Source organism: Haladaptatus marinus, from assembly GCF_051194195.1.
In genome coordinates this window covers 260,275-279,346 of sequence record NZ_JBLZNK010000004.1, presented here as the reverse complement: position 1 = coordinate 279,346, position 19,072 = coordinate 260,275, and the positions used below count along the sequence as shown (strand labels likewise).

General features: G+C 59.8%; 13 protein-coding genes and 2 pseudogenes. 6 read left to right on the top strand and 9 right to left on the bottom strand.

Features of this window, described 5'->3' with window-relative positions:
- Position 1: 1 nt before the first annotated feature.
- The 6 genes from ACN2TU_RS15285 to ACN2TU_RS15260 form a co-directional block, all read right to left on the bottom strand.
- Positions 2-448: a methylated-DNA--[protein]-cysteine S-methyltransferase gene (locus ACN2TU_RS15285; RefSeq protein ID WP_435156546.1), complete on the bottom strand. Its 447-nt coding sequence runs from the start codon at positions 446-448 to the stop codon at positions 2-4.
- Between the two features lie 255 nt (positions 449-703).
- Positions 704-3,349: a leucine--tRNA ligase gene (gene leuS, locus ACN2TU_RS15280; RefSeq protein ID WP_435157044.1), complete on the bottom strand. Its 2,646-nt coding sequence runs from the start codon at positions 3,347-3,349 to the stop codon at positions 704-706.
- Positions 3,350-3,480: 131 nt separating this feature from the next.
- Entirely contained in the window at positions 3,481-3,948 is a 468-nt protein-coding gene (locus ACN2TU_RS15275) for a DUF7970 domain-containing protein (protein WP_435156545.1), read from the bottom strand.
- Positions 3,945-4,814, bottom strand: a complete 870-nt coding sequence (locus tag ACN2TU_RS15270) for a ParA family protein (RefSeq protein WP_435156543.1) — start codon at positions 4,812-4,814, stop codon at positions 3,945-3,947. The genes ACN2TU_RS15275 and ACN2TU_RS15270 overlap by 4 nt, the downstream gene beginning before the upstream one ends.
- 602 nt (positions 4,815-5,416) lie before the next feature.
- Complete coding sequence (locus ACN2TU_RS15265) at positions 5,417-5,827, bottom strand: MoaD/ThiS family protein (protein WP_435156541.1); 411 nt, start codon at positions 5,825-5,827, stop codon at positions 5,417-5,419.
- A gap of 140 nt (positions 5,828-5,967) precedes the next feature.
- Complete coding sequence (locus tag ACN2TU_RS15260; RefSeq protein ID WP_435156539.1) at positions 5,968-7,092, bottom strand: MBL fold metallo-hydrolase; 1,125 nt, start codon at positions 7,090-7,092, stop codon at positions 5,968-5,970.
- A 421-nt stretch (positions 7,093-7,513) separates the two neighbouring features.
- On the opposite strand from ACN2TU_RS15260, the gene ACN2TU_RS15255 reads away from it, so the two are divergent.
- The 4 genes from ACN2TU_RS15255 (at position 7,514) to ACN2TU_RS15240 (ending at position 13,735) form a co-directional block, all read left to right on the top strand.
- A complete protein-coding gene (locus ACN2TU_RS15255; protein ID WP_435156538.1) occupies positions 7,514-11,224 on the top strand; it encodes a glycoside hydrolase family 97 N-terminal domain-containing protein in 3,711 nt (1,236 codons plus the stop codon).
- 197 nt (positions 11,225-11,421) lie between these two features.
- Positions 11,422-12,441, top strand: a complete 1,020-nt coding sequence (locus ACN2TU_RS15250; protein WP_435157042.1) for a thiamine pyrophosphate-dependent dehydrogenase E1 component subunit alpha — start codon at positions 11,422-11,424, stop codon at positions 12,439-12,441.
- Positions 12,441-13,475, top strand: coding sequence for an alpha-ketoacid dehydrogenase subunit beta (locus ACN2TU_RS15245; RefSeq protein ID WP_435156536.1), 1,035 nt, complete (start codon positions 12,441-12,443; stop codon positions 13,473-13,475). Before ACN2TU_RS15250 ends, ACN2TU_RS15245 begins: the two co-directional genes overlap by 1 nt.
- Positions 13,472-13,735, top strand: a complete 264-nt coding sequence (locus ACN2TU_RS15240) for a lipoyl domain-containing protein (RefSeq protein ID WP_435156535.1) — start codon at positions 13,472-13,474, stop codon at positions 13,733-13,735. Before ACN2TU_RS15245 ends, ACN2TU_RS15240 begins: the two co-directional genes overlap by 4 nt.
- A 4-nt stretch (positions 13,736-13,739) precedes the next feature.
- Here ACN2TU_RS15240 and ACN2TU_RS15235 read toward each other — a convergent pair whose 3' ends face one another.
- Together ACN2TU_RS15235 and ACN2TU_RS15230 are read right to left on the bottom strand one after the other, a co-directional pair.
- Positions 13,740-14,414, bottom strand: coding sequence for an ABC transporter permease (locus ACN2TU_RS15235; RefSeq protein ID WP_435156533.1), 675 nt, complete (start codon positions 14,412-14,414; stop codon positions 13,740-13,742).
- Position 14,415: 1 nt separating this feature from the next.
- A pseudogene (locus ACN2TU_RS15230) lies at positions 14,416-15,063 on the bottom strand (ATP-binding cassette domain-containing protein); the annotation flags it as partial.
- Positions 15,064-15,068: 5 nt separating this feature from the next.
- Between ACN2TU_RS15230 and ACN2TU_RS15225 the strand changes: the two are divergent.
- Positions 15,069-15,392 carry a hypothetical protein gene (locus ACN2TU_RS15225; RefSeq protein WP_435156532.1) on the top strand — a complete coding sequence of 108 codons (324 nt, stop codon included), beginning with the start codon at positions 15,069-15,071 and terminating at the stop codon, positions 15,390-15,392.
- 423 nt (positions 15,393-15,815) lie between these two features.
- Positions 15,816-17,780, top strand: a complete 1,965-nt coding sequence (locus tag ACN2TU_RS15220; protein ID WP_435156530.1) for a 3-hydroxyacyl-CoA dehydrogenase/enoyl-CoA hydratase family protein — start codon at positions 15,816-15,818, stop codon at positions 17,778-17,780.
- Positions 17,781-17,818: 38 nt separating this feature from the next.
- Here ACN2TU_RS15220 and ACN2TU_RS15215 read toward each other — a convergent pair.
- Positions 17,819-19,011: pseudogene (locus ACN2TU_RS15215) on the bottom strand (acyl-CoA dehydrogenase family protein).
- Positions 19,012-19,072 lie beyond the last annotated feature (61 nt).

The window sequence follows — 19,072 nt, the reverse complement described above, 5'->3', positions numbered from 1 at the left end:
ATCAGCTTGTCCGCTCACCTGTCTGCGTCGGTAACTGCGACTGAATCGGTGTCGTCCCCTGCACTCGTGCTTCGAGGTCGAGTAATTGGCGTTTGGTGGCGACGCCGTCGGCCGCCGAGTAGCCCTTGAGACCGCCATCGCTGCCAACGACACGGTGACAGGGGAGAACCAGCGGCACGGGATTTCGCGCACACGCTTGGCCGACGACGATGGCTGTCGTCTCGAGTTCGGCGGCGATTTCGCCGTAGGTTCGTGTTTCCCCGTATGGGATGTTGGTCAGCGCGGTCATCACCTTGCCACTAACTCCGTTCGGAACGGTGACCGTTAGGTCGAACGTTTGACGGTCGCCTCGTTCGTACTGACGCACCTGTTCGCGGATAACAGCGGGTGATTCGGCGATAGCGGTCTCGTCGATTTCGATAGTCGTCTCGAGAATGTTCACGTTCATGCTGGTGGATCTCCCTGTACTCTCCACATTTCTGTACGGCATTGGTTCGTATATCGCTCCACCACGGACTGAAACTGTTCCTCGGTGGCTGAACACCGAATGATGAACAGTACGACGAATTCGACCGCGAAACTAGCGTCCAATCATTTTCTCGCCTTTACCCGGTGACTCCATCGAACTCTCGGACGCGTGAGAGCGCCCCGTCACAGTTAATCGGCGAACTGAATCTCCCAATTCAGTATCGTTGCGGGTTCGTTACTCCTGAATGTCGATGGCGGGCCGTCCCGGCTCGGCCTTTCGAACGACATCGTCGGCCGCTTCCTCGGCACGGAGGATCCGCACTGGGGCGTCGAACTCCTGTTCGACCAGCCACGTCGCCTGCTCCAGAACTTCGTACTCCGTTTCGGGCGTCAGCGTATGGGTCAGCGCCTCGCGCTCGGCCTGTAAATCTTGGCCGTAGGAGGCAGCCACGTCGCCGTTCTCCCGAATCTCGCCATCCTGCATCAGTTCGGAGATGAGGTTGTCCGCGTCACTCTCGATGGCGATTTCACGGGCACGGTACTTCCATTCGGGCGTGACGACCACGTCGATACGTTTCGGTTCCTCGATTCCGGCGACATCGACGATGTTGCGTACGTCCTCGCGGGTGTTCTCGATCAGGTTCCGACGCTCGGAAGCTTCGTCCGTATCGATATCGGCCGATGGCCACTCGGCGTCGACGACGAGGCCGTCGTTGCCGAGTTCGTCGTACAACTCCTCGGCGATGTGCGGCGTGACCGGAGCCAGCAGTTTGATCGCAACCGTCAATCCGCGCTCGAACGTCGGAGCGTGAACGTCGGTGAACTCCCGATAGGTGCGTAGCGTGCCGACGAGGTCTTGTGCTTCCCGGAGCGCGACATTGAACGTCAACTCGTCGTACTCGTCGCTTGCAACGGCGACAGCCGTGTCTATCTCGCTCCGAACGTAGCTCGCGACGGGGTCGTCATCGCCGTCGGCTGCCGCGGAGTCGAATCCGTCCACCGTTTCCTTCAATCGGGTCAGGAAACGGTACGTCGAACGAACGCCTTCCTCCGACCAATCGAAGTCGCGTTCCGGCTGCGCTGCCTGCATCATGAAAAGTCGGGCCGTGTCGGCACCGTACTCCTCGACGATTCGCTGCGGGGAAACGGTGTTCCCCTTCGATTTCGACATCTTCTCGCCCTCCAACTGAACCATCCCTTGCGCCAGCAGGTTCGTGAACGGTTCGCGCTGCTCCAACATCCCGAGGTCAGAGATGGCCTTCGTGACGAATCGGGCGTACAGCAGGTGCATCACGGCGTGTTCGATGCCGCCGACGTACTGGTCGACCGGCATCCAATCGTTCGCTCGTTCCGTCTCGAACGGCGCGTCCTCGAAGTCCGGTGAGATGTAGCGCAGATAGTACCACGAGGAGTCGATGAAGGTGTCCATCGTGTCCGTTTCGCGGGTCGCATCCGCACCGCAGTCCGGACAATCGACGTGCTTCCACTCCTCGGCGGCATCCAGCGGGTTGCCTGTCGTGTTGATGAACGCCGGCAGTTCGACCGGCAGCTCCTCCTCGGGAACCATGACCGGGCCACAGTCGTCACAGTGAATTACCGGAATGGGCGTTCCCCAGTATCGCTGGCGGGAGATGAGCCAGTCGCGCAGGCGGTACTGCGTATGGAACTCGGCCGAGTCGATGTCGGTCGTCAGGCGTTCACGAGCCTCGGCGCTCGCCAGTCCCGAGTAGTCGTTGCTGTTTACCAGCACGCCGTCTTCGGTGTACGCCGATTCGCTCACGTCCGGTGCGTCTGGCTCATCCGATTCAGGTTCGGGTGCGACGACGGGGGTGATATCGACGCCCATCTTCGATGCGAACGCATGGTCGCGGTCGTCGTGACCCGGTACGCCCATCAGTGCGCCTGTTCCGACATCGGAGAGCACGAAGTCGGCCACGAACACCGGTACTTCCTCGCCCGTCGCAGGATTGGTGGCGGTCAGTCCGGTCTCGACGCCGTTCGGTTCGTCGCCATCCGGGTCGGCTTCCTCATCGATGAACCGACGTATGTCGTCGTCTTCGCCGGCCAATTCCTCCGCGATGTGGTGATCCGGGGCGAGTGCGAAGAACGTCGCGCCGAAGACGGTGTCTATGCGAGTGGTAAACGCCTCGACGGGGCCGTAGCCGTCGACGCTGAACTCCAGCGTAGTGCCTTCCTGTCTGCCGATCCAGTTGCGTTGCATCTGGCGAACGCTGTCCGGCCAGCCCTCCAAGTCGTCGATTCCGTCGAGCAACTCGTCGGCATACTCGGTGATGGCAAGCGTCCACTGGTCGAGGTCTCGTTGTTCGACGACCGTCTCACAGCGCCAGCAGTGGTCGTCCTCGCCCTCAACTTGCTCGTCGGCGAGCACTGTTTGACAGGAGGGACACCAGTTTACTTCCGCGGCCTTCCGTTCCACGAGTCCTTCCTCGTGGAAGCGTTGGAAGAGCCACTGGTTCCACTGGTAGTACTCCGGTTCGCAAGTGGTTACTTCGCGCTCCCAATCGTAGCCGAATCCCATCGACTTCATCTGCCCCCGCATCGTATCGATACAGTCGAGCGTCCATTCGCGTGGGTCAGTGTCGCGCTCTTTCGCCGCGTTTTCCGCGGGGAGGCCGAACGAGTCCCACCCCATCGGGTGTAGCACGTCGTCACCGCACATCCGGCGGTAGCGGCCATACGCGTCCGTGATCGTGTAGTTACGGACGTGTCCCATGTGGAGCTTCCCCGACGGATACGGAAACATCCCCAATACATACGTCGGGTCTGTAGCGTCGTCCGGTGTCCGATAGACTCCGTCCTCGTTCCACACATCCTGCCACCGTCGTTCAACTGCCGCGTGGTTGTACTCCTCCTCAGACATTCTCGTGGTCGTCATTTGACGACTGCTACCCCTATAGCTTTCCATTAGGCAGGACTCTCGATGCGGTTTCGACGGAACTGTCGATATTCCGTTCACAGACGGAGTCCTCGGGGAGGGTTAGGAAACGGCTGTCAGAGATCGTATCCCCAGTTGCGGAGGATTTCCGCTGCTTCCGTCAGGTTCTGCATTCCGGCGAGGTAGATCGCTTCGCGCGCGTCGAGTCGATACACGTCTTCACCGACGAGCGATTCCAGTTCGCGCTCCGCGTCTTTCGCGCGTTCGTCCGTACCGGTCTGGACAAACAGTTGGTGGACGTTTTCGCGTTCGTCCTTTACGTTGTCGCGACGAAGCGTGAGTGGTAAGTCTTCTCGGCTAATCTGATGAGTATTACTTCCTGGTGTTACTGCTTCGTCAGACTGCCCAATTTGACTTCCCTGGTTTGTCCGGTCGGCTTGACCCGACTGACGTGCTCGGCCGGTCTCGTTCACTTGTTCTTCCTCCGCCTCTGATTCGGCGCTTTCCGTTTCGTCGTTTTCCGATTGTTCGACGGCGTCGTCGGACGTATCGTCCGCGAACGGATCGGAGGCACCGGATTTCATGCTGTCGCCTCCGGGGTGTCGAACTGCTCGCTGATGAACGCGGCGAGTCGGTCGAATTTTTCGAGCGTTTCCCGCTCGTAGTCCCGAAGGTCTCGATACTCGTCGTTCGTCGCAAGTTCGAAGATGCTCACCTGCCCGTCCCACGCGTCGCCGAGCATCGATCCGCGTTCACGAATCGAGACCGGTGTAATCGGGAGGTCTTGCTCGCCGAGCAGAGCACGGTATTCGCGCTGAACGTTCGTGTTCGCGACCTTGTTCGGAACGACTCCGAGTACGCCGACTTCGATATCGCCGAGCGTCTCTTCGATGTTGGTCACGACATCTCGAAGCCCCTCAACACTCTGTGCACCTTTCGCCGAGAGTTCGGCCGGAATCAGGAGGTTGGATGTCGCGTAAATCGAGTTGTAGATGTGTTGTCCGACCGTCGCGGGTGGGTCGATGATGAGCACGTCGTACGTCGATGGAACGTCGGCGTCGGCGAGCACCCGCCGAAGTTGTTTTTCTTTCGGCCAGCGATAGTTCGCGTCGTGCATGTCCTCTTCTAGTTGTGCCGCACGTGTGAGGTTCCGTTCGAGCGACTCTAACATATTGTGACCCGGAACCAGGTCGATGTTCTCTTCGACATCGACAACCAGGTCAGCGAAATCACCTTTTGGCCGTTCGACCATGTGCCGGACGAGGTTGTCCACTTCGGGGTCTTCTCGGTACACTTCCCCGCCGAAATGGTGAGTCAGCCCACCGTTTTGCGGATCCATGTCGATAACGAGCACTTGTTCGCCACGCCGGGCGTGCGCCGCCGCCAGGTTGACCGAGAGCGTCGTCTTCCCGACGCCTCCAGCCTCCGACCAAACGGTGTACGAAATCATGTATCGGTCGCAACGTACAGCACCTATAAAAATACTTGTCAGACGCACTGCTCAGTAGTGCTGACCAGCAACTCTCGTCAGTAATACTGAATAGTAATACTAATCTGTCAGCTTCGTAGCTGACGGGCGACATCCTTCGGCGTAGTGAGTAATCGATGCCCATCGGTTCCGACGATACGTGGATGTTCGGAGCGTTACGATTTAATTTCGACTGTCTCCAAACGGTTTTGTCCGAAACCGGGTCAATGTAGGATTCCTCAGCTGAGAATGCCGTTCAGAAAGTGTTTCTGGGCAGTATTATTCTGGAGTATGATTTTATAGTGTTACTCCATACTGGAGTTCTGGTACCATCCGACTCGCGTAGCAAGTATCATGATCAGTGTTACTGTTCAGTAATTCTGGTCAGTGTTGCTGATTGGTGTTGTTGGTCAATATGATTTCACGGGGTATTTCTCGCGTACTGGGTGAATTCCTCGGTTCGGATGGTCATGGAACTCGATAATACTATTCAGTAGTACTGGCCAATTTGTCTGGTCAGTGTTTCTGGTGTGCATCCCGGAATCGTCCGTCGCACCACACAGAATGCATCGCTGTCGATAGACCTAACAGCAGAAAATGAACGGATACATCAACGAGACGCGGTCGCCGTCTTCCAAGCGGCTATCCAACCCGTCGAGATGTTCGTTGAAGGTTCCGTTGATGGCCACTCGGACGTAGGGACGTGCCTGTTCGCCTTCAGGGTTTTTTCGCCACGTACCTGGGGGTTCGGCGGCCATCTTCGCCCATCCGTTCGTCGTCGCGTCCGCTTCCGTCTCGGCAATTAGCATGTCTTCCACGTCGTACTTCTCGAAAAACGCCGTCAGAAACGCTCGGAGCGACGACCCCTCAAAAGTAAACGTGAGGCGCGGTGTCCCGACCGCGCCTCGAACGTGGCCGGTACACCGAACCTCGACGGTCGTCACGTCGGTCGACTCCTCGGTCGGAATGGTCGGTTCAGTTGGTCGAGTACCCATATGAAGAAGAACGGTGGCGACGGGCGAAAGCATTTCTTCGACACGTTCGAACCTTCGCGCCCGTATCCATCTTGGAGCACTCGTCCTTCCAGCGATGGGAGACGACGGCCGGTTTCCTCACCGACCTCGTTACTACGGTGTCAGTTTGCGGCGCAGTTGTTGGGGCCGAGTTCGAGCGATTCGACATCCCCGCCGGGTTGTTCTTTTCCCCAGTTGATCTGTTTTATCCGATTGTAGTTGGCGGGTTCGTCCGAGAGGCTTTCGACGATGGTTTCGACGAATTCCCCTTCGTCGTCGCTTTCGACGTAGCTCAGCAGTTCGTTGTTCGCCTCCATTCGAAGCGACCCGAGGTTGGTCGCGAGCGGGCGAATCCGTTCGTCGTCGAAGTGCCCCGGCAGCACGACCGTTTCGTCACCGAGGCCAGTCATCCGTTCGAGACTGTCGAACAGTTCGCTCGCGGCCTCCCTGATTGCATCCTCCGACCCGTCTTCGAGATCCGGACGGCCGACACTACGGAGGAACAGGGTGTCGCCGCTGAGGAGGGTGTCGCCGAAGACGAACGAGACGCTACCGGGCGTGTGACCCGGGGTATGGAGGACAGCGAGTTCCCGCGTGCCGACCGTGAGAGTCTCGCCATCCTCGATTTCGGTGAAGCGGTTGAGCTCACCGGCATCTTTCGCGTGGAGATAGTATGGAACATCGAGTTCGCCAGCCAATCGGCGTGCACCGGAGACGTGATCCGCGTGGGCGTGGGTGTCGGCGACGCCGATGATATCGAGTTCTCGTTCCTCGGCCGCATCGAGGTACACGTCGATGTATTGACTCGGATCCACGACGATTGCCTCATCGTCGTCGTGAACGAGATACGAGACACAACCCGTTCCGGGACGGACGATTTGCACGACGCCATCCACCTCGCCGACCTCGTATTCGCGGTGGGCGCGGCCCCAACCGTTCATGCCGTTTTCGATGGATTTCGCGTCGTAGCCCCGGTCGCGGAGGTAGTTCGCGGCCCTCGCGGACGTAACTCCGCCGACGCAGACGACGGCGATTTCCTCGCTATCGGGGATATCGTCGAGCGACGCCCGCAGTCCGATGAAGCTTTTGTCGAGAAGTTGGTCGTAGATTGGGAGATTGTGACTCTCGTCTATTTGCCACTCCTCGTAATCGTCCTCGTTCCGAACGTCGAGGACGAAGATATCTTCTGCTTGTTCGTCGTATACGCGCCGCGCGACTTCAGCCGGATCGCAGTTAGTATTGCACACTATGACCAATACTACGGGGCGGTAACTGATAAAACTGATGGGTGTGAGACATCCAATGCCGAACCAAACATCTGTATCTGTGCCTCAAAATGGTTCGCATCTAATTGTTCCGACCGGGTCAAACGTACCTGTCGGGAACATATTTGCAGAAATAGGGCAATACTAACTATCATGATCCAGCCTGTTCAGTACGAATTTCGTATCGGTGACGAACGAAACAATACGCCACGATTTTGTCCTCGTCATTGGCCAACGGTGACCGTACGGGCGGATTTTAACCGGAGACTCCCCGAGTACGAAAGGTGGTGGGGAAGTGTCCCGCGTAAATTGCGAACAGTCGAGTGAAACCGCTTGTTCTCACGATAATATTTTCTATGTTTGTAGTTACATTTATTGCCGTGATGCACATTTTTCTGAAAGCATGTCTGATGAAGAATTTCAGCATTCGTTTCCGAGAGTTAACCGTCGTACGTTCGTCGGCGGTCTCACATCGTTGCTCGCGACCTCGTCGTTTTCGCTCGCGATCGCGGATGAAACGGCCGCACGGGTGACCGAAGGCGACGATTCGGCGACGCAAACGGTCTCCTCACCGGACGAAACCGTCCAGATGACGGTGGATATTTCGGATGGCGTCCCACGCTACAGCGTCATCAATGACGGAACCACCGTTATCGACCAGTCATCACTCGGTTTCGAGTTCCAGAACCAGGACGCGTTTCACGACGGGGTCACCGTCACGGGAAGCGAGCGGTCGACGACCGACACGAGTTGGACGCCAGTCTGGGATCAGTACGACGAAATCGACGAACGCTATCGAGAGCTTCGAGTCGGATTGCAGGAAACCGATGACGAGGGCCGCGCGCTAACGCTTGAAATTCGTGCGTTCGACGACGGTGTCGGGTTCCGATACGTCTTCCCCGAGGACGGCGGTTTCGGTGATTTCGTCATCACCGCCGAACGAACGCAGTTCGCCTTTGCCGGGGATTACACCGCGTGGTGGATTCAGAACGATTTCAACAGCTACGAGTACTCTCATACGGAGTCACCACTGAGCGAGATCGGCGCGAAAAGCTCCTTCGGCGGCGCACATACGCCAATCACGATGAAGGCCGACGACGACTCGTATTTGAGCATCCACGAGGCGAATCTCGTGGATTACGCCTCGATGGCCGTAGAACCCGCGTCCGAGGGTTCGACGACATTCGAATCCACGCTGGCACCGCTGCCCGACGGAACAAAAGTGACGACTTCGGCCCCGCATCAAACCCCGTGGCGGACGATTCAGGTGGGTGCGCGGCCGGGTGACCTCGTCGAATCCAGTCTCGTTCTCAATCTCAACGAACCTGCCGACCCTGCCGAGTTCCCACAGGGAACCGACTGGATCGAACCACAGAAGTTCATCGGCGTCTGGTGGATGATGATTACTGGGCGAGCAGACTGGGAGTACAAAGGCCCACAGACCGGCAACCACGGCGCACAGACCGGCCGGATGAAACGGTACATGGACTTCGCCAGCGAACACGGCATTCCGAGTGTGCTCGTCGAAGGGTGGAACGAAGGCTGGAGCACGTATCCCGGCGACGGGAGCGCCATGGATTTCGACCAGTCGTATCCCGACTTCGACATTCAGGCAGTTACGGAATACGGCCAGCAACTCGATCCGCCAGTCAGGATGACGGCACACAACGAAACGGCGGGCAACATCTCCAACTACGAAGCCCAGTTGCTCGATGAAACCCCCAATCCGTTCGCCGATTATGACGACTTGGGAATTCATTCCATCAAAACCGGATACGTCGCCGACAGCGGGGTCTCAATCGACGGAACGACGTACAACCACCACTGTCAACCCCTCGTCAATCATCACCGACTGGTGTATCAAGAGGCGGCCAAGCATCGCCAGATGCTGGAGATTCACGAACCCATCAAGCCGACCGGCGAGCGCCGAACCTATCCGAACGTGATGACCCGCGAGGGCGTCTTGGGACAGGAGTACGACTCGTTCGGGTACGTCAGCCCGTCTCATCACGTCACGTTCCCGTTCACGCGAATGCTCGGGGGTCCCGTCGAGTACACCCCGGGTATCTTCGATATGGACTCGGGGTCGGGCGGTATCGAGACAACGCGGGCGAAGCAACTCGCGATGTATCCGAGTTACTTCAGCGGTCTCCAGATGGTCGCGGATCTTCCGAGTTCCTACCTCGCCGAGCAGGAGGCGACTCTCTATGTTGGCGATGTCGCACAGGCCGAGTTCGGTGAACGCGATGGTTTCTCGACGGCCGCGAAATGGGCCAACGCGCAGGGCGGGCAGTACGTTCCGGTCGACCCCAACCGTATCGACAGCGGCGCGACGGTCTCGTGGACCGTCGAAGATATCGAGGATGTGGGGGAGTACGATGTCCACCTCCGCTACGCCAGCGATGAAGAGAACAACGCCGTTCCGGCTGATACACCTCGGACGGCGACCGTGGCGGTCAACGGTTCGAACGAAACGCAAGTGTCCGTCCCCTCGACCGACTACTGGGACGTTTGGGAGACGGTCTCCGTGACCGTCTCGTTGGAGTCGGGCGAGAACACTCTCTCACTGACGTTGACCGACGAGGATACCGGCGGGTTCAATCTCGACGCGGTCGCCCTCACCGCGGTCGGCGAATCGATGCCCGACCCGGAGACGGATCCGATTCGCGGCCCGACGGTCGATGCCTTCCAATTCATCGAGGACGTTCCGGCCGCTGGCTGGGACGACACACGCGTCGTGGACGCCGAAATCGGCGAGTATATGATTACCGCGCGTCGGAAAGGCGAGGAGTGGTTCGTCGGCGCGATGACCGACGAGAACGGCCGTGCCCTCGATATTCACCTCGATTTCCTCGACGCCGCGCCCGGAAAGCGGAAGGGGCACAAAAAAGACAAGGGGAAAGGACACGACAAGGGCCGAGGGAACGGTCACACCAAGGGCAAATACGTCGCGGAACTCTACGCCGATGGCATCGACGCCGCGTACGACGAGAATCTCACGGCTGTCCGCATCGACGAAGCTATCGTCGATGCATCCACGACGGTGCTGGCCTCGATGATAGAATCCGGAGGTACTGCGATTCGACTCCGTCCGGCAACCAGGACGGAGGTTCGTAATCTCCCGACGTACGAACGGCCGACGCAGGACATCGACGTTACCATCGACAACGAGACGTTCGTCCAGGAGCCGTTCATTACGGCGACAGGATCGAACGACGGCGACTACATCGGCGGGACGACCGTCGAACTGCTGGTCGATGTCGAAGTCGTGGCCAGCGCGAACGTCCGTTTCCCGCCGAACGCTTCGAACGAGACGTACGCATTCTCCTACAGCATCGACACGCCGGGAACGTACGAGGTGACCGTCCAAACGACGGATGGAACCACGCTGGAATCGGAAACGGTGGCCGTCAAGCCACCTGCGACTGTCGCATCCTTCGCGGATTCGACGGGCGACGACCACGGTTCGGGAAGCTACACTTACCCGACGGCCGGTGCGTTCCAGGACGGCGCGTTCGACTTGCGCTCGGTGACGGTCGAACAGACGCCGAGTATCTACCGGTTCACGTTCGAAGTGGAGAACCTGTACAACGCCTTCGGGAGCAGTCGCGGCTTTTCCCCGCAAATGTTCGTCGTGTGGGTGCGCGACCCGAGCAAGGACGGTGGCACGACGGCGGGACTCGGTGACCTCGGCGCCACCGCTTCCTTCGAACAACCGTGGCAGTATCGCCTCGAAATCAGCGGTTTCACCAAGAGTGTCGTCGATGCGTCGGGTGCACCCGTAACCGACGCCGACGGCAACACCGTTCAACTACGGGAGTCCGTCGATACGTCGGCCAACACAGTCACCGTGAGTCTCGACCGAACCGCCTTCGACGGAGTCGATGCTGCCAACCTCTCCGTCGTTCCGATGATTCAGTCCGAAGACCGTGGCACCCTCCGACCGGTCGCGGAGCAGAACGCCGACTACGTCTTCGGCGGCGCGAAGGCGGGCGCGGCGGACATGGCCCCACGGATTATGGATCTGATTACTCCTGACGGTGTGAATCAAGCAGAAGCGCTGGAATACTCGGCTGATAGTCTGGCGACGATTCCGTTCGTGTCCCTCGAATAGGCCCTCACCACGAGCACTGCCGTCCGAGTGCGACACTGACCGACTTTTTCCCCGTTCCTCGCGTGGATGATTCGTCGCAATCGCGATTTTCCCGTTCCTCCCGTGAACCGCCCCGCGCACCCATCCCTAGCTATTTCTCGATTCGCGGTGTTACCCTTACGGGAAATAACATGGTAGCTGTTAACGAATTACACGAAATGCTGGAGGATATGGTGACGGCGCGCTACTACGAGGAGCGCCTGCAGGAGGAGTACTTGGAAGGGAAACAACCCGCGTTCGACATCTCGGCGGGGCCGATTCCGGGTGAACTTCATCTCGCGGCGGGGCACGAAGCGTCGGGCGCTGGCGTGTGTCAACATCTTCGCGACGACGATACGGTCACGGCTCCGCATCGGCCCCACCACGTCGCCATCGCGAAGGGCGTCGACCTGAAACGGATGACGGCCGAGATTTTCGGTCGACAAACCGGCCTCTGCAAGGGAAAGGGCGGTCACATGCACCTGTTCGACCCGGACGTGAAGTTCGCGTGTAGCGGCATTATCGCGGAAGGATGTCCCCCAGCAGTCGGCGCGGGACTGGCCGCCAAAAAGCGAAACACCGACAGCGTCGCCGTCGCGTTCCTCGGGGAAGGTGCCATTGACCAGGGTGCGTTTTTGGAGTCGCTCAACTTGGCGAGCGTCCAGAACTTGCCGGTCTTGTTCGTCATCGAGGACAACGACTGGGCCATCAGTATGCCGAAAGAACGGGTCACGGACGTGGAAAACGGTGCCCAGCGGGCGGACGGCTTCGACCTTCCCGGCGTCCGCGTCGATTCCGACGACGCCGTTGCGATTTACGAGACTGCAAAAGAGGCAGTCGGTCGTGCCCGCGATGGAAACGGGCCGACGCTCCTGGAAGTGCAGGTGCACCGGCGCATGGGTCATTTCATGGGCGACCCCGAGAGCTATCGCCCGGAGACGGACGCTGAAGCAGCACAGCAACGGGATTCCATCGAACGCCTCGCCGACGATCTCCGCGCCCATGATGTCGATGACGAGACTATCGAGGAGATTCACACCCGTGCCCACGACCGCGTCGAGGAAGCCATCGAGTGGGCGAAAGACCAACCCGAACCGGATCCGGAGGAGGCCTACGAGGACGTCTTTTCGAACCCGCCGTCCGGAGTGACGGACACCGAACCAGCCACCGAACTGCGGACGACGGGAGGTGACGACTGATGGCTCAGCAAGAACGCGAGCAGGAATCCGAGCGGATGTTGACGATGAGCCGGGCGATGGTCGAGGCCATCGCCTACGAGATGCGCGAAAACGACGAGGTCTTCTATATGGGCGAGGACGTCGCGGACTACGGGGGCATCTTCGACAGTACTGACGGCCTGCTCGACGAGTTCGGCCACGATCGAATCATGGACGTTCCCATCAGCGAGACGGCCTACATCGGGGCCGCCGTCGGTGCGGCACAGGAGGGAATGCGGCCGATTGCCGAACTCATGTTCGTCGATTTCTTCGGCGTCTGCATGGACCAGATCTACAACCAGATGGCGAAAAACACCTACATGAGCGGCGGGTCGGTGAGCGTTCCGATGGTGCTCACGACGGCGGTTGGCGGAACCTACAACGACGCCGCACAGCACTCTCAGACGCTCTACGGAATGTTCGCGCATCTCCCCGGAATGAAAGTCGTCGTGCCGTCGACGGCGTACGACGCGAAGGGCCTCATGCACAACGCTATCCGAGACGACGACCCGGTCGTCTATCTGTTCCACAAGCGATTGATGGGAATCGGCTGGATGCCCGCTCCGGACGGGCCGAAGACGGCTGTTCCCGAGGACGACTACACGATTCCGTTCGGCAGCGCCGATGTCAAACGCGAGGGTGACGATGTCACCGTTGTCACCCTCGGCCTGCACGTCCACCGGGCACTGGACGCGGCCGACACGCTTGCCGACGACGGTATCGACGCCGAGGTCATCGACCTCCGAACGCTCGTTCCGCTCGACACTGACACCGTTCGGGAGTCGGTCGAGAAAACCGGCCGCCTGGTCGTCGTCGATGAAGATTACCGGTCGTTCGGTGTTACCGGCGAAATCATCGCGGGCGTCGCGGAATCGTCCCTCGCCGACCTCGACGCCGTCGAACGAATCGCGGTTCCGGACGTGCCACTGCCGTACGCCAGACCGCTGGAGAACGAAGTGATTCCGGGAACCGACGATATCATCGACGCCGTTCGCACCATCCATTCGGACACATGAACTCGAACTCCGACCGCGTCGCGGTCTCGACGACCGACGTGTGGCCCGCGGATGCCGAGGAGGACGAGGCGGTCGTCGTCAACTGGTTCGTGACCGAAGGGAGTCACGTCGATGCCGGTGACGACATCTGCGAGTTCCAAATCGAAAAGGTGAGCATCGACGTTACAGCGCCGGTGACGGGGACGCTCGACGAAATCGTCCTCGCCGAAAACGACGAGTTCGGAGCGGGTGCGACGCTCGCGTGGATTCGCCCGGACTGACGGCTCACCCGGCGACGACCGTCTGGTCTTGCAGCGAATCGTTGCCGAGTCGTTCTTCGATGAGCGCGAACAGCGAATCCAGGCCGATAGCCAACAGCGCACCGGGAATCGCGCCCGCGAGCAGTTGCGGGGTGTCGAACAGGGATATACCCGTTATCACCCACACGCCGAGGCCGCCCCCGCCGATGAAAAAGGCAAGGTAGGCGGTGCCGACGTTGAGAACGGCGCTGGTTCTGATTCCGGCGAAGATGACGGGCAGCGCGAGCGGCAGCTTGATTTTCCGCAGGATTTGGTTTTCGGTCATTCCCATGCCGCGTGCCGCGGCGACCGTGCTTTCATCGACGTTTTCGAGGCCGGTGACCGTGTTCGTGAGAATCGGCAACAGCGCGTAGGTGAACAGGCCGACCATCGACGGCAGGAATCCGAGACCGAGGAGCGGGAAGACGAGGGCGATAATCGCGAGCGTCGACACCGTCTGTGCGACGTTCCCGATGCCCAACACGACCCGTTTCGCGTGGTCGTTTCTCGTCGCCGCGATGCCGAGCGGAACCGCGACGATGATTGCGAGCGCGACCGACACGAGGACGAGCGTTAGATGCTCTCGCAACAGCGTGAGGAAGGTGTCGAAGTGCGAGAGGAGATACGAGAGTGCCGCATTCAGCGTCCCGATGGCACCCATACTACGCACCCACCTCGGTTGCGGTTCGATAGTCGCGGATATCCCGTTCCGTGACCACGCCCACGACGTCACCGTCATCGACCACCCGGAGCGCCTCGGTGTCGGTTTCGATCATTCGCGACAGCGCGATGTCCGCGCTGTCGCCCGGCGAGACGTGAACGTTGGATGTGGTCGTGATTTTCGAGGCTTCCGTACCGCCATCGACTGCGGCCGTGGTCGGTTCCCGTTCGGAATCCTCCGAGCGCATGATGTCTTTGACGGGCGTGATTTGGAGTTCTTTGAGCGTCCGGTCGGAGCCGATGAACTGCTCCACGAAGTCGTTCGCGGGGTTCGCGAGGATTTCCTGTGGCGTCCCGTACTGAACGAGTTCGCCGACGTCGAAGATGGCGATTTTGTCGCCCATCTTCAACGCCTCGTTGATATCGTGCGTGACGAACAGAATCGTCGTGTCGATGCGCTCCTGAATTTCGAGGAACTCGTCCTGTAGTTCCGACCGCGTGATGGGGTCGAGCGCGCCGAACGGTTCGTCCATCAGAATCACGTCGGGGTCGGCGGCGAGGGCGCGTGCGACGCCGACGCGTTGCTGCTGGCCGCCGGAGAGCGCCGTCGGATACTGGTCACGGTACGTTTCGGGGGGCAAGTTCATCAGCGCTCGTGCCGACGCCCGACTACCCTGTTATCGAGTGGCCCGCTGGCCGACGAGCACGGTTTTCGATAACTGACTCGAATTCGAAAGACGCGACGCTCAAAACGTACCGCTACACGGCCGACCAGGTCGCACCGACCATCGAAACGTACGGGCGGCAACTTCGTGACCGATACTCGTTCACGATTTCCGGACTCGTCGATGCGGAGCGGAAACTCGTGGAACGAGCCACCGAGGGTCATGGCTACAACGTCGAGCGAGGAAACGCTCCGTCCGATGCGTTCCGGTCACTGGTCGAACTGTTTCGGCAACAGGAGGCTGTCGATGATTGAGAAGACGGGGTGACGGGCGAGTATCTCGCCGTGTACGACGGGCAGGTCTACTGGACGGAGTTGATACACGAACCCGACAAACGGAACGAAAAGAATGCGACGACGGCCGCACAGTAGCGTCCCTGGATTACTAGTTTTTTGACCATTTCTCTGTCCCGTCAGATCGTCGCACAGTGCGGGAGTTCGGTCGAATGCCAGGAGGGACACAATCAGCGTGAGAATCTCTCCTCCCGGAAAATTCACCTTACGGTCGGTGTCCAAAAACGCAGTCCACGTTTCGTTTGGTTCGGAAACTGTTTTGGCGGCGTATCGTGATGTAATAAACGAACTAAATGGTGTCTGCTACCACACGACAATCAGCGAGACGGAACCAGCACCGGAGACGAAACGTGCACGGGACTGCGACGGACGGGGGCGTCAACAGTGAACGTTGACGTCATCCAGCACGTTACGGTCGTCGGAGCGGGCACCATGGGTCACGGTATCGCACAAACGTTCGCGATACATGGCTACGATGTGTCGCTTGTGGACGTGGATGACGACGTTCTTGACAGCGCCATGCGGAAAATCGAGGCGAGCGTCGAACAACTCGGTGGCGACCCCGATGCCGTCCGGTCACACGTTCACCTGACGACCGACCGCCAGGCGGCACTGGACGGGACGGATGTCATGGTCGAAGCGGTTCCCGAGCGAATCGACCTCAAACGGGAGGTGTTTCGGGATGCCGACGAACACGCCCCTGCGCGTGCGGTGTTGGCGTCGAATACGAGCACCCTCCCCATAACAGAAATCGCCACCGCGACGAGCCGTCCCGAACGGGTCGTCGGGATGCATTTTTCGAACCCGGTGCAGTTAATGGAGGTCGTCGAGGTTATTCGTGGCGACCGAACCGGCGACCGGCCGTTCGAACTCACACGAGAACTCGGAGAAGCTATCGGAAAGACGCCCGTTCTCGTCGAAAAAGATGTTCCCGGATTTCTCCTCAATCGCATCAATCTCCGGTTCTGGACCGAGGCGCTCCGCCAGTACGACACCAGTTCGTACGACACGAAGACCATCGACGCGGCGGTTCGCCGTCTCGGATTCCGGATGGGGCCGTTCGAACTCCTCGATTTCAGTGGCATCGACGTGTTTCGACTGGCTGCCCGCTCGATGCAAGAACGCGACGTAAGCCTCCACGTTCCCGACGTCATCGAAGCGAAGTACGACGCCGAGGAGTTCGGGATGAAATCCGGTGTGGGGTTTTACGAGTATCCCGAGCCAGGGGAGTACGCACGAATCGACATTCCGCGAGAACGCCGGTACGAGTTCAACCCGCTCCGGATGGTCGCTCCCGCCGTCAACGAGGCGGCGTGGCTGCTGGCCAACGACGTGACCACGAAAACCGAGATCGACCGCGCCGTCGAAGTCGGAATGAACTGGCCTCGTGGCCTTCTCGAATTCGCGGACGAGTACGGCATCGACCGTATCGTGGCGACGCTGGAAGAACTCCACGCCGAAACGGGGTGGGAAGAGTACCGCCCGCATCGGTTGCTCGAAACGATGGTCGAGGAGGGAACGCTGGGACTATCGACGGGTGACGGCTTCTACGAGTGGTCACACGAGCAGACAAGTTTTGGCCCTATCGACTACGAGCGTCGCGAATTCATCGCGTACATCACGCTGAATCGCCCGGAAAAGCTGAACGCGATGACGACGGCGAGTTGGAACGGGCTTCGGCGTGCACTCGAACGCGCCACCGAGGACGACGATGTTCGAGCAACCATCGTTCGAGGCGCTGGACGCGCCTTTTGCGCTGGTGACGATATCGGCGAAATGCACGAGCTGTCGTCCGTCGAGGAAGCGGAGGTACTCTTTCACGAAACCCTCCTTCCGGCGGCTGAGGCACTTCGTACCCATCCCAAACCGACGATTGCCGCGGTCGATGGCGTCGCGACCGGTGGCGGGTGTGAAATCGTGCTGCTCTGTGACCTCGCGGTTGCGGCCGCCGGAAGCGAGTTCGGGATTCCGGAAGCGCTCATCGGTGCCATCCCCCCAATCGGACTAACGTACGGTGCGCTGAGCCTTTCGCGGAAGGATATTCTCGAACTCTCGCTCACGGGGAACCGGGTCGGCGCAACCGAGGCCGAAGCACGGAGCATCGTGAACTACGCCGTGAATGACCACCAAGTCCACGATGTTGCACGTGAACTCGCCCGCGAAACGACCGCCGCCGCCCCCGGGTCGGTCGCGGCGATGAAAGACCTGTGGACCGGCGTCGAGGACTCGCTCTTTGAGGCATGGGTCAGGAACGCGGGCGATAAACTCGTCCAGCGAACCCAGACGGATGAAGGACAGCGAGGCCTCGGTGCCTTCATGAATCGCGAGGAACCACCCTGGAAACGATAGGTAGCGGATACGACCGACGAATCGAACCGACGCCGTCCCTACAGGCCGTTTTGCCGTGCGATGGTGTTCAATTGTATTTCGTCTGTTCCTTCCACGACACGAAGAACCCGCGCACGCTCCATGAGTCGTGCGAAATCGGCATCTTCGGCGACGCCGGTCGCACCGTGAACCTGGACGACATCGTCGGCGATTTCCCAGAGCGCGTTGGTCGCGAACCATTTGAACATCGACGTATCCTCGACTACGTCTTCGTCGTTCGCCATGCGCCACGCACAGCGGAGACCAGCGGCGTCCGCCGCATACGCGTTGGCGCGACCTCTCGCCAGTTTTGACGACACCTGTTGGAACGAACCGATGGAACGACCGAACGCTTCGCGAGCCTTCGCCTGCTCGAATCCGGCCGCGAGAAGTTTTTCGGCGTGTCCGACGGCCTCCGCGCCGAGTTCGAGACGCCCGAGCGATAGGAACTCCATCGCGTCGTAGAACGCGCTGCCGACGTCACCGAGGACGCGGTCGGCAGGGAGACGAACATTATCGAGACGAATCTCCGCCTCCAACCGCCGACGCCGATGGCGTTATTGATGGCTCCGAGTTCGAACTCGTCGCGTTCGACGATGAAACAAGTGATACCGCCATATCGACCGGCGTCCTCGGCGGGCGTGGTTCGCGCGAACACCTGTGCGAAATCGCAGAACGGAGCGTTCGTAATCCACTGCTTCGTTCCGTCGATAACCCACTCATCTCCGTCGCGTCTTGCAGTGGTCGTCATGTTCGGGGAATCCGACCCCGCTCCGGGTTCGGTCTGGGCAAACGCCGTGGATTTCTCCCCGCGCACGACCGGTTCGACGTACCGCTCGCGTTGGTCGGCGTCGGCGTTGAGTAGCAGGGGTTTCGGGCCTTCCGGGCCGGAGAGCGCCCGACCAGCCAGTTCGCTTTCGTGTGCCGCGGCGGCTTTCTTCGCCTCGTACCACGTGACGAGTGACATCCCCTCACCACCCACCTCCGTCGGCATGGTCATCGCGTAGAAGCCAGCGTCCGCGCTCAACTGGCGTATCTCTCGCACGGCCTCGACGACTTCCTCGACCGGACGGCCGTCGACCTGTCGTCGTTTCCGCGGGTTTGCAAACGTCTCTCCCAGGGCCTCCTCGATAGGACCGACCTCGGTGTCGAGAAACGTCTCGAAACTGTCGAGGACGAGGCGAGTCTCCTCGTCAAGCGTAAAATCGACCATTAGGAATCCGACTCCGTCTGCGAAGTATGGTCGCTATGCGTCAGTGGAACGTCCTTCATGT

Coding starts and splice junctions, on each gene's coding strand:
- ACN2TU_RS15245 (WP_435156536.1), top strand. CDS start 12,441: ATGGCTCAGCAAGAACGCGAGCAGGAATCCGAGCGGATGTTGACGATG.
- ACN2TU_RS15235 (WP_435156533.1), bottom strand. CDS start 14,414: ATGGGTGCCATCGGGACGCTGAATGCGGCACTCTCGTATCTCCTCTCG.
- leuS (WP_435157044.1), bottom strand. CDS start 3,349: ATGTCTGAGGAGGAGTACAACCACGCGGCAGTTGAACGACGGTGGCAG.
- ACN2TU_RS15275 (WP_435156545.1), bottom strand. CDS start 3,948: ATGAAATCCGGTGCCTCCGATCCGTTCGCGGACGATACGTCCGACGAC.
- ACN2TU_RS15240 (WP_435156535.1), top strand. CDS start 13,472: ATGAACTCGAACTCCGACCGCGTCGCGGTCTCGACGACCGACGTGTGG.
- ACN2TU_RS15250 (WP_435157042.1), top strand. CDS start 11,422: ATGCTGGAGGATATGGTGACGGCGCGCTACTACGAGGAGCGCCTGCAG.
- ACN2TU_RS15255 (WP_435156538.1), top strand. CDS start 7,514: ATGTCTGATGAAGAATTTCAGCATTCGTTTCCGAGAGTTAACCGTCGT.
- ACN2TU_RS15285 (WP_435156546.1), bottom strand. CDS start 448: ATGAACGTGAACATTCTCGAGACGACTATCGAAATCGACGAGACCGCT.
- ACN2TU_RS15270 (WP_435156543.1), bottom strand. CDS start 4,814: ATGATTTCGTACACCGTTTGGTCGGAGGCTGGAGGCGTCGGGAAGACG.
- ACN2TU_RS15265 (WP_435156541.1), bottom strand. CDS start 5,827: ATGGGTACTCGACCAACTGAACCGACCATTCCGACCGAGGAGTCGACC.